The sequence below is a fragment of the uncultured Rhodoblastus sp. genome (assembly GCF_903903185.1).
Lineage (GTDB): Bacteria > Pseudomonadota > Alphaproteobacteria > Rhizobiales > Beijerinckiaceae > Rhodoblastus.
In genome coordinates this window covers 24,518-34,280 of sequence record NZ_CAIUXT010000062.1, presented here as the reverse complement: position 1 = coordinate 34,280, position 9,763 = coordinate 24,518, and the positions used below count along the sequence as shown (strand labels likewise).

Sequence of the window (9,763 nt, the reverse complement as noted above, 5' to 3'; positions counted from 1 at the left end):
TGGATCTTGCCGCCGACTTCGATGAAGGTGCGCGTCGCGCCATTGACCATGATGTCGGCGATGTCGTCGCGCGCGAGCAGCGGCTCCAGCGGTCCATAGCCGAGCACGTCGTTGCAGATATCGTCGAGCAGGTCTTCCTGTTCGGCGATCGACAGCACGACATTCTTGAGCTGGATGATTTCGTTGACGATGTCGCGGATTTCCTCGCGCGCGCTGTCGGGTTCGAGCCGCGCCAGTTGCGCGAGGTCGATGGCCTCGATCAGCGCGCCGAAAATCGTGCTCTTGGTGAGGTAATATTCGTCCGAGCGCCGGTTTTCCCCCGACGGCGCCGAGGGGGTTGGAGCCGGCGCGGGCATAGCCATCGGCGGCAGAGGAATCGCCGCGGCAGGCGTCGGCGCTGCGGAGGCCGCGATCGCCTCGACCCGTGTCGCGGAGGGCCCCTGCGCCGTTCGATGCGCGGGGCCGCCGGCGGAGCGCTTTCCAAACATCGTCGTTCCCCTCCTCTCCCTTGGCGATGGCGCCGTCCAGAGCGTTTTCAAGCGAAGTGGATTCCGGTTCGCGTGAAGAAAACGCGTAAAAACAAAAACTAGAGCCCATTTTCCGTTCAATCGGATCGGAAAAGGCTCTAGCGCCCGAACGCCGCCCGCAGCGTTGCAAGAAATTTTCGGGATTCGCGCCGGACGTCGCCGCGTCCGGTCACCAGCAGCGCCAGATCGTTGAAAACCTGCGCTGTTTTGGCGCCGTCCTCCAATTCAGCGATCATCTGGCCGTTATTGGCGGCGGCGCCGAATAATCTGGCGTCGAAGGCAAGGATGGCGCTGGGCTCGGCCTCGACGGCCCTGGCGAAATCGGCGGGCGCGATTTCGGGGCGTTTCGGCAGGCCGACGCCGTTGATGACGAGGCGCGGGGCCGGATCGTTGCGGCGCGCCGCGCGAAGCGCGTCGAGCAGGCTCTTGGCGTTGCGCAGACTCGCCAGTTCCGGGGTGGCGACCAGCACCGCCTCGTCGGCGACCGTCAGCATGCGCCGCGACCAGGCGGTCCAGACATGCGGCAGGTCGAGCACGATGTAAGGCGTGGAGGCGCGCAACAGCTCGATCAAGCCGTCGAAGGCGCTTTCGGGCAGGTCGCAGCAGCGCTCCAGAGTCGCCGGCGCGGCGAGGATCGACAATTTGTCAGAACATTTCGACAGCAGCCGGTCGAGCAGATTGGCGTCGAGCCGCTCGGGCGCGAACACCGCCTCGGCTATGCCCTGCGGCGGGTCCTGGTTGAAATCGAGGCCCGCCGTGCCGAAAGGAAGGTCGAAATCGGCGATGACCGTCGCCGCGTCGAGTTCGCGCGAGATCGACCAGGCGAGATTATGTGCGACGCAGGAGGCGCCGGCGCCCCCCTTGGCGCCCGCGACCGCGACGACCCTGCCGAGCGGGGCGGCGGACCCGCGATGATATTGCGCGGATACGGCGGCGATGAACTCCATCATGGCGAAGGGCTGGACGAGATAATCGCCGACGCCGCGCGCAAGCAGCTCGCGGTAGAGCGTGATGTCGTTGACGCGGCCGATCACCATCACCTTGGTGCCGGAATCGCAAAATTCCGCCAAAGCTTCGAGTTGGTCCATCAGGTCGCATCTACCGGCCGAGGATTCGAGCACGATGACATTGGGCGTCGGCGCGGCGCGAAAAGCCTCCACCGCCGCCGGGGCGCCGCCCATGTTGATCTTGACATGAGCCTTTTCCATGCGCCGGTCCTTCGCCGCCTCGCCGACGAGCGCCGCCAGTTCCGGCGTCTCGCAAAAGGCCTGGAGCGAAATGCGCGGAACGGCGGCGATTTTCGCCGGTTTTTCCGCGAGCGAAGGGGACGTTATGGCTTCGCTGGTCATAAATCAGTTCCCCAAGCCGCCGATATTGCTGTTCTGCACGCTCCAGGACGTGCCCGGGTCCTTGCCGGCGCGCACGGCGTCGATGGCGCGTCCGCGCATCAGCGAATCCGCCGGCGTTGCGGCCGCGGGACCGATCAGGTCGCGCGGGTCGGCGGTCTGGGTGGCGAGCATCTGCTGGCTGGCGCAGCCAAAATTCCAGTAGGGCCGGTTTTCCCAGCCATTGAGCGAAGCGCCGGAAGCGAGGTCGTTGGGCCATTGGCCGCAGCGCGAGCGGACATGGGCGACGACGGAATCATAGGAAAGCCGAATCGGGGCGGCCAGCGCGGGATCGGCGATTCGGTAGGTCGAGATCAGGACATAGCCGCGCGCGCCGCCGGCGACGAGGGCGCGGCGCAGACCCGGCAAGGCGGAGCGCGCCTGTCCCGCGCCCGGTCCCTCGCCCGGCAGGGCGATGCCGATGTCGCCCGAGCCGTTGAGGCGATATTGCCCGGCGAATTCGCGGACCTGCGCCCGCGTCCGCGCGTCGATTTCGCGATTGCGCACTTCGGGCAGCACGTCGAGACTGGCCCGCCCGCGCGTCAGTTCGATCGGATGGCGCGCGCGCACGTCGGGCGGTTCGACCGGGGCGGTGACGACGCGGTCGGCGCCCGAACAGGCGGCGAGGGGCAGGGCGAGGGCCAGCGCCGCGAGAAACCGCCCTTGCCGCGCCTGAAAATTTCGGGTGTTGCAGGCGAAGGCGTCTCGATGCGGCATTTTCGCTGTCCGTTTCAGGAGGGGCGGGCGGCCAGACCCCTTTTTGCGATCCTTCTTGATCGCTTTTTGGGTTCTAGTCTATTGTTTTTAATCGTTTTATTCACATAGACCGGGTTTTGCTTCGCTTGAAGGCGCTAGAAAATCAGTCGTGAATGAAGCCGACGCGGCCGTTGAAATGGCGGGCGGCTTCGGGGTTGTCGGTGGTCGAATAAAGCCGGTTGACGCGGCCAAGCAGCCAGGCCTGCGGGTCCGCAGCGTCGGCGAAATTATCGTCGGGCCGGGCGAGAGCGCTGGCGGGAACCGCCTTGGCGATATAGGGCGTGACGACGATCATCAGTTCGGTCTCCTGGCGCTGGTAGTCGCGCGAACGAAACAGCGCGCCGAGGATCGGCAGGTTCATCGCGCCCGGCGTGCCGTTGATCGCCTGGGTGGACATGGACTGGATCAGGCCGGCGGTGGCGATGGAGCCGCCGGTGGGCAATTCGACGGTGGTGTCGTGTCGGCGCGTGCGAAAGCCGGGAACGGTCTCGCCATTGATATTGGCCGAGGTGGCGGGATCGATTTCGGCGACCTCGGTGGCGACGCGCAGCGAGATTCGTCCCGACGCGAGCACGACAGGGGTGAAATTCAGCGTCACGCCATAGGTTTTGTAGTTGATGGCGGCGGCGCAGGAGGAGGCGGAGGAGCCGCCGGTGCAGGTCATGCCGCCGGAGATCGGCACTTCGCCGCCGACGGTGAAGTGGGCGCTCTCGCCGGAAACGGCGGTGACGGTCGGTTCGGCCAGCGTGCGCGCGACGCCGCTGCGCTCGAACGCCTGCAAAGTCTGGGTCAGCATCGAGGGGCCGCCGAATTTGGTCACGGTGTTGAGCACGCCGGTGGTCATCGGCCCGCCATTGACCGAATAGGGATTGTTCTGGGTGAAGGCGCCCCAGTTGCCGGCCAGCGTCGAGGAACTGATGCCGAGTTGCTTGGAAATATTGCGCTGGATTTCGGCGATGGTGACCTTGATCATCACCTGGTCGCGTCCCTTGATGGTAATGGCGTTGACCACCAGTCCGGCCGCCGCGCCGACCCCGTTCTTGCCACTTTCGGCGAAACCCTTGGCGATATCGACGGCGGTCTGCATATCGCCGGGAGACTCGACCTCGCCGGTCAGGATGATCGATTCGTTGACCGTGCGCGCCGAGATCCGCGAATGGGGCAGGGCGGTCTGGAGGATGTTCTGCAATTGCCCAATGTCGCGGCCGATCGACAGTTCCAGCGTGGCGATGCGCCTGCCCTGCCGATCCATGGCGTAGATCGTGGTCTGTCCGGCCGACTGGCCGATGATGTAGATTTTCCGAGCCGAGCGGACGACGGCGTTGGCGATGGCGGGATTGCCGACGAAAATTTCGCCGGCCTCGGCGGGCAGTTCGACGATCATCGACTTGCCGACGCCCATGGTGACGCGGCGCAGCGCGTTTTCCCCTTGCAGCGTGAGGAGGTCGGACTCGGCGGCATTGGCGTTGCTGGTAAGCGCCGCGCCCGGCGGGAATGGCGCAGCCCAGGCCAGCCAGGAGAAAAGCCCGGCGAGCGCCCGGCGATGCGTGGGGCGCCAGATGCGCGGCGGCGCCACGCGCGAATTTTCGGGGCGGGCGCCGTCACGCGGCGCGGCTGGCGCGCCGCTCATTTGCCGCGCGACTGGCTGGCGACGCCGGCGCGCACGACGGTGACGCTGCGGTCATGGTTTTCCTGCTGCGGGCTGACCGGGCCGCCGATCTGCTTTGCGTCCTGCAAGGCGCGCAGGACCAGCGACAATTGGCCGACGCGCTGCGCCAGAATCACTTTTTCCGCCTGACGGGGATCGAGTTCGAGCGTTGCGGTCGAGCCGGTGGCGAAGGGCTGGCCGCCCTTGTCCTGGGCGTTCTGTCCGATCGCCAGCACACGGACATTGGCGACCAGGGTTTCGCTGACATAGGCGTCGCCGGCGCCGGTTCTGGCCGCGTCGTCATCGCGATAGATGTGGATCACATCGACGCGGTCGTTGGGCAGGATGAAATTGCCGGCGGTGGTCGCCCCGCCGCCATCGATGGCGATGGCGACGGCGCGAAAGCCCGGCGCGAGAATCACCGACAGAAAACCCGAATTGGCGCCCTTGAATAATTTTTCGCGGCGGATCGGCTCGCCGGCGAGGAACGAGCCGCGCAAGACCGATTCCTTCACATCGTCGATGGCGTTGGGCGCCTCGGACTTGCGGAGGATGCCAAGGACCGGCGAGTCCTTCGGCCAGTTCTGCCACACGACGTCGCCCGGCTGGATCACCACGCCGAAACTCAAGTCATGGGCGGCTACCAGCACCTGTTCCGGAGGGGGCGGCGGCGGCGCCTGAACGACGCGCGTCGCCGGCTCCGGCCGGTCGAGAACCAGAAAGGTCGCCGCGCCGCCGCAGGCGATGACGAAGGCGAGAAAAAGGACCCGGGATTTTTTCATGAGCGTTTTGATGTTGCGCGAGAATGCGTCCGTGAGCAGCTGCGGCTGAAATTAAACAGCAAAACGTCAAATTAAGGTTAATGAATCATTTATAATGATGACGTAAGGTAATTTATATTGAAATTTTCCGAATCAAATAAATATAAATAACTTATAGATCATTTTTAAATAAATAAAATTTCGAATAAAAAATTTTTGATTATAATTTTTACATGACGTAGCGACAAAGTGTATTCGACTGAACCGCTCAGGCGGCGAGCGCGCGCAGGAACAGGCCCGTTTCGGGATAGAGCGCGAGGCCGGCGGCGGCGAGAGCCATGCCATAGGGAACGCCATTATCCTTGTCGTGCAGGCGCATCGTCCAGTCGCGCGCGCGCGCCCATCCGGGCAGGGGCCAGCGGCGGAATTGCAGGATCGCCAAAGTCAGGGCGCCGCCGATCAGCGCCGCGCCGAGGCCATATTCGGCGAGATGTTCGAAGCCCATCCACACGGCGGTGGTCGCCGCCAGTTTGGCGTCGCCGCCGCCGATCCAGCCGAAGCAGAACAGCGCGAAGGTCAGCGCCAGCACGGCGAGGCCGCAGGCCAGATGCAGGCCGATCTGCGCTGCCGGCATTCCGACGAGCAGCGCCGCGCCGACGAAGGCGATGACGAGGAGGACCGAAATCCAGTTGGAAATGGTCATGGTGAAAAGGTCGGAAAAGGCCGCATAGGCCATAAGGGCCGGAAAAACCAACAGCATCGGCGCATCCATGGGCCTGACCATCCAGACAGCGGAGCGGGCCTGAGACAGGCGCGCGCCGGAAGGCAAGGGAAAACGTGGGGAAAGGCCCCGGAGGGGTCCGGGGCCTTTGGCCGGGAGGCGGGGCCTTGGCCTTTCGCGCGAACCGCGAATTTCGTTTTCCTCAAAAAACGCCACGGCTGTGCGCGAGACCGTTCAGTTGAGGCCGCCGGAGATGGAGGTGAATTTGACGTTCAGCTTGCTGCCCACGGCGGTCAGCGTCGTGATGGCTACGACCGAGATCAGCGCGGCGATGAGGCCATATTCAATGGCCGTGGCGCCGGACTGGTCCCTGAGGAAACGGGTGAAAATCGACTTCATGGTCTGCTCCGGGTTGGATCGGATTAAGGCGTCGCCTTGTTGCGAAGCTCGGCGACGATAAAAAATAATATAGATAGGGAGGCTTGCTTTATTGTTAAAACAAAAACCAAAATTTATGCGCGCAAAAATAAGGTTAAATTTTCAATTTGGTGATGATTACGTTCGTAAGCTGACGCGCGTAATCAAAACAATAAAAAATTATCGATTTAACTGAATCTCATAGGGAGTTATAAGGTGTTGCAAAAGCAATTTTTTCCTGCCTCAGGAAAAGTGTTCATCGTGACTTGAATCGTCCGCGCATGGGGAAGGTGGCGTAGAGCATTTGGGTTGGTCATCCCGCGACGCGCCATTTTTCACCCTGGCGGGTTCGATGACACAGGGCTGGCGCCCTTCGCCCTCTTCTAGCGGACGATGCGGACGCCTTGCTCCTGCGGCCTTGTTTCGGCGGCTTCCCGTCGGCGCCCAAAACGCGACGCCGGGCGCAGGACGCGGAGGCTTTCCCGCGTTCTCGCCGAGCTGGCGGCGCGCAAGCGGCCTTCGTCATTCGCGCGAACAGCGGATGTCGTTTTCCTTGCAAACCAAACGGCTTGGCGCGAGAGCTTTCAGTTGAGTCCGCCGGAGACGGAGGTGAACTTGTCGTTGAGCTTGCTGCCCACGGCGGTCAGCGTCGTGATGGCTACGACCGAGATCAGCGCGGCGATGAGGCCATATTCAATGGCCGTGGCGCCGGACTGGTCCTTGAGGAAACGGGTGAAAATCGACTTCATGGTCTGCTCCAGTCAGGATCGAATCAAGGCGTCGCCTTGTGCGAAGCTCGGCGACGATGATGGGGATTATAGTCGGCGAGGCTTGCATTATTGTTAAAACGAGAGCTCGTCATTAAATTATAAGCGACGTTATTGAATATATTATCTTAACAATATCGGATCTCACACGCTTACGTAGGTAATAAAATAAAATGGAAAATATGATATATAATCAATAAATTACATATATTTTGTAGAAATATATTTTTATCGAATAAAAAATAATTATTAAAATTTTTTGAAAAAATTAAAATAAAGGTGCGATAATTTATGCGTAGGTTTGGGCGGAATAATATGACGTAACGTCACCATTATTCGTGCGCGGATGCATTATGTTTACTCTGATTGCGGGGTGCGGGCGAAATTCAGCAATCTTTCACCAATGTCCCGTTTAATATCATCGGCTCATGAAAAAAGCCGATGAAATTCCTGTCGCCTTGGCGACTTTGCGAGAGCGGAGACGGGTTCATGCGACTTCCGGCGGCGATAGCCAAGATCGGCTCTTTCCCGGCCCTGGTCCTTGCGCTTGCGGCGGGCCTGGCGCTGGCCGCTGGCCTGGCGCCTTCTCGCGCCCTCGCGGTTTCGGGCGATGTGCTTCAGGTTTCGGTGGACAAGGCGCGGGTCGCGCGCATTCCCGACCACACCCAGATTCTGGTGATCGGCCAGCCGGGCATCGCCGACGTGACCATGCTCAAGAACAGCGGCATGGGCGTCATCACCGGAAAAAGTTTTGGCGAAACCAATCTGATCGCGCTCGACGCCCAGGGCAATCTGCTCGGCGAATGGACAGTCCGGGTGGGAGGCGAAAAAGTCGATTTGCTGGTCCAGAACGGCCTCAATCGCGAAAGCTACATTTGCGCGCCGCTGTGCCTGCCGACCATCGATCTCGCCGACGCCAAAACCACCGCCTCGGAGCGCGCCGCCGCCGTCGCCCAGCACGGCGCGTTTTCGGCCGCCCGATAGATCCGGTGGCGGGCAGGGGAGGCAAGGCGCGATGAATTCAACCGATCAATCCGCGAGGCGGCGCGGCGCGCTGGGGCGTTTCGCCCGCAGCCGCAACGGCGCGGCGGCGGTGGAATTCGCCATGGTGTCGATTCCGTTTCTCGGGCTGCTCTGCGCGATTTTCGAAACCGCTCTGGTGCTTTTCACCCATGCGGCCTTCGACAACGCGGTCAACAATGTCGCGCGGAAGGTGCTGATCAATAATTTTACCGGCAATTCGACTCCGACGGCGTCGAACTTTCTGGCCAATTCCTTCTGCCCGGCGCTGCCTTCGTTCATCGACTGCAGCAAGGTGACATTGAACATTCAAGCCTATAATCCATCGACGAGCAATTTTTCGAGCGTGTCCGGTTCGATCGGCAGGGGCTGGTACAACTCGCCCTCGACCAATGTGAATCTCGGCCAGCCCGGCTACATCGTGGTTTTCCAGGCTTTCTACCCGATGCCGGTGTATCTTTCCGTTCTGGTGGCCACGGGCGCCCATGGCAATGGCGCGGCCAACCTCTACAACGGGTCTTCAAATTCGGTTTACGCCAATCCGCACGGCGCCGGTTTCGTTCACGCGATCTTCTCGACCGCGGTGTTCAGAAATGAGCCGACATGACCCTCCGCGTCGCCCTTCGCAAAAGGCCGGACCTTCGCTGGCGGGCCTGGCTTCGGCGCGGCGAATCCGGCATGGCTGCCGTCGAATTCGCCTTGATCCTGCCGATGATGCTGGCGCTTTACTTCGGCGGCGTCATGCTGGCCCAGGGGCTTGATGCGCGGCGCAAGACGCAGACGCTGTCTCGGACCCTCGCCGATCTGGCAGCGCAGACGCTGCCGGCGCCGGGCGCGTCGATCCCGGTGCTCGCCGACGCCGATATTCTCAATATTTTCGCCGCTGCCCCGGCGGTGCTTTATCCGCTGGCCGGGACGACGAACATGACAATTTCGGAAATCGTGTTCGACAATGTCTCGGCGTCCAACAGCCAGTGCTGCGTCGCCAAGGTGCTGTGGAGCGTCGGTTCCGGACCCAATCCGACCTTGCGGCAATGTCCGACCCTGCTTCAGTCGCTGAATGGCGTGAACGGCGCTGGCGTGATGCCGGTCGGCGCCTATCCGCCCACGGTCGCCAGCGGCAATACCACCGACACTTACGTGATCGTCGCCGACGTGACCTATGCCTTCAGTCCGGGCTTCGGATTCCAGAACAACAACTGGAGCAACGGATCGACCTATGTCCTGTCGAGGACCACCTATATGTCGCCGCGCAACGGCGCCAGCGCGGCGATCCGTTGGACGCCGGGCGGCGCGATTCCGTCCTCGAATTATGTCGTCTGCACACCCAATACGCCGTGACCCGCAACCGGCGCCTCAGCAGGCGACGAAAGCGGCCCCTCGCACGATGCGCGGGAATGCAGGGCAACCGCAAAGGCGGCTGAAGCCGGCAACTCCGCCGGAGATCAATGATTATGCGCGAAAACCATGAGGCGCCCAATGTCCGGGCTTGGGCTTGCCAAAAAATCGTTCACGCCATCAGTTGGCGACGACCTCTTCCTCGATCGTTTCGAACTGATCTACGGGCGCGCCCCAGACCACCAGTTGAGGACCGAAGCGCACGTCAAGCCGATGGGCGTCGTTGTCGCCGCGCAGCAGACGATAGTGGCAGAGCACCGCGCCCTGAGCCTCGCGCGGAATTTTCAAATCCAGACTGAGTGGCGAAGCTTCCTTGAAGCGCACCTTCTGACCAGCTTGCATGATGGCCTCCCTCGGGGGTTG

At 62.0% G+C, this 9,763-nt stretch carries 11 protein-coding genes and 1 pseudogene; 3 read left to right on the top strand and 9 right to left on the bottom strand.

Annotation, left to right across the window (positions count from 1 at the left end; translation table 11 throughout):
* The 8 genes and pseudogenes from QZY01_RS05610 to QZY01_RS05575 form a co-directional block, all read right to left on the bottom strand.
* A pseudogene (locus tag QZY01_RS05610) lies at window positions 1-488 on the bottom strand (CpaF family protein); the annotation flags it as partial.
* Window positions 489-625: 137 nt separating this feature from the next.
* On the bottom strand, window positions 626-1,876 hold the full coding sequence (locus QZY01_RS05605; RefSeq protein ID WP_294534400.1) for a CtpF protein: 1,251 nt from the start codon (window positions 1,874-1,876) through the stop codon (window positions 626-628).
* Between the two features lie 3 nt (window positions 1,877-1,879).
* On the bottom strand, window positions 1,880-2,629 hold the full coding sequence (locus QZY01_RS05600; RefSeq protein ID WP_294534397.1) for a CpaD family pilus assembly protein: 750 nt from the start codon (window positions 2,627-2,629) through the stop codon (window positions 1,880-1,882).
* A 142-nt stretch (window positions 2,630-2,771) separates the two neighbouring features.
* On the bottom strand, window positions 2,772-4,298 hold the full coding sequence (locus QZY01_RS05595; protein ID WP_294534395.1) for a type II and III secretion system protein family protein: 1,527 nt from the start codon (window positions 4,296-4,298) through the stop codon (window positions 2,772-2,774).
* Window positions 4,295-5,098: a Flp pilus assembly protein CpaB gene (cpaB, locus tag QZY01_RS05590; protein WP_294534392.1), complete on the bottom strand. Its 804-nt coding sequence runs from the start codon at window positions 5,096-5,098 to the stop codon at window positions 4,295-4,297. Before cpaB ends, QZY01_RS05595 begins: the two co-directional genes overlap by 4 nt.
* Before the next feature lie 247 nt (window positions 5,099-5,345).
* Window positions 5,346-5,837 (bottom strand): prepilin peptidase, encoded by a 492-nt coding sequence (locus tag QZY01_RS05585; RefSeq protein WP_294534390.1) that lies wholly within the window; start codon window positions 5,835-5,837, stop codon window positions 5,346-5,348.
* Between the two features lie 195 nt (window positions 5,838-6,032).
* Window positions 6,033-6,197 (bottom strand): Flp family type IVb pilin, encoded by a 165-nt coding sequence (locus QZY01_RS05580; RefSeq protein WP_294534387.1) that lies wholly within the window; start codon window positions 6,195-6,197, stop codon window positions 6,033-6,035.
* 602 nt (window positions 6,198-6,799) lie between these two features.
* Complete coding sequence (locus QZY01_RS05575; RefSeq protein WP_294534385.1) at window positions 6,800-6,964, bottom strand: Flp family type IVb pilin; 165 nt, start codon at window positions 6,962-6,964, stop codon at window positions 6,800-6,802.
* A 507-nt stretch (window positions 6,965-7,471) separates the two neighbouring features.
* Between QZY01_RS05575 and QZY01_RS05570 the strand changes: the two genes are divergently transcribed.
* From QZY01_RS05570 to QZY01_RS05560, 3 genes are read left to right on the top strand one after another with little or no spacing between them, the layout of a single operon-like run.
* Window positions 7,472-7,966, top strand: a complete 495-nt coding sequence (locus QZY01_RS05570) for a pilus assembly protein N-terminal domain-containing protein (RefSeq protein WP_294534382.1) — start codon at window positions 7,472-7,474, stop codon at window positions 7,964-7,966.
* Window positions 7,967-7,997: 31 nt separating this feature from the next.
* On the top strand, window positions 7,998-8,609 hold the full coding sequence (locus QZY01_RS05565) for a TadE/TadG family type IV pilus assembly protein (protein ID WP_294534380.1): 612 nt from the start codon (window positions 7,998-8,000) through the stop codon (window positions 8,607-8,609).
* A complete protein-coding gene (locus QZY01_RS05560; RefSeq protein ID WP_294534378.1) occupies window positions 8,606-9,343 on the top strand; it encodes a TadE/TadG family type IV pilus assembly protein in 738 nt (245 codons plus the stop codon). Before QZY01_RS05565 ends, QZY01_RS05560 begins: the two co-directional genes overlap by 4 nt.
* 177 nt (window positions 9,344-9,520) lie before the next feature.
* Here QZY01_RS05560 and QZY01_RS05555 read toward each other — a convergent pair whose 3' ends face one another.
* The gene (locus QZY01_RS05555; RefSeq protein ID WP_294534375.1) at window positions 9,521-9,742 is read right to left on the bottom strand and encodes a hypothetical protein; all 222 of its coding nucleotides are present in this window, start codon (window positions 9,740-9,742) and stop codon (window positions 9,521-9,523) included.
* Window positions 9,743-9,763 lie beyond the last annotated feature (21 nt).

Coding starts and splice junctions, on each gene's coding strand:
- QZY01_RS05555 (WP_294534375.1), bottom strand. CDS start 9,742: ATGCAAGCTGGTCAGAAGGTGCGCTTCAAGGAAGCTTCGCCACTCAGT.
- QZY01_RS05565 (WP_294534380.1), top strand. CDS start 7,998: ATGAATTCAACCGATCAATCCGCGAGGCGGCGCGGCGCGCTGGGGCGT.
- QZY01_RS05570 (WP_294534382.1), top strand. CDS start 7,472: ATGCGACTTCCGGCGGCGATAGCCAAGATCGGCTCTTTCCCGGCCCTG.
- cpaB (WP_294534392.1), bottom strand. CDS start 5,098: ATGAAAAAATCCCGGGTCCTTTTTCTCGCCTTCGTCATCGCCTGCGGC.
- QZY01_RS05600 (WP_294534397.1), bottom strand. CDS start 2,629: ATGCCGCATCGAGACGCCTTCGCCTGCAACACCCGAAATTTTCAGGCG.
- QZY01_RS05585 (WP_294534390.1), bottom strand. CDS start 5,837: ATGCTGTTGGTTTTTCCGGCCCTTATGGCCTATGCGGCCTTTTCCGAC.
- QZY01_RS05580 (WP_294534387.1), bottom strand. CDS start 6,197: ATGAAGTCGATTTTCACCCGTTTCCTCAGGGACCAGTCCGGCGCCACG.
- QZY01_RS05595 (WP_294534395.1), bottom strand. CDS start 4,298: ATGAGCGGCGCGCCAGCCGCGCCGCGTGACGGCGCCCGCCCCGAAAAT.
- QZY01_RS05575 (WP_294534385.1), bottom strand. CDS start 6,964: ATGAAGTCGATTTTCACCCGTTTCCTCAAGGACCAGTCCGGCGCCACG.
- QZY01_RS05560 (WP_294534378.1), top strand. CDS start 8,606: ATGACCCTCCGCGTCGCCCTTCGCAAAAGGCCGGACCTTCGCTGGCGG.
- QZY01_RS05605 (WP_294534400.1), bottom strand. CDS start 1,876: ATGACCAGCGAAGCCATAACGTCCCCTTCGCTCGCGGAAAAACCGGCG.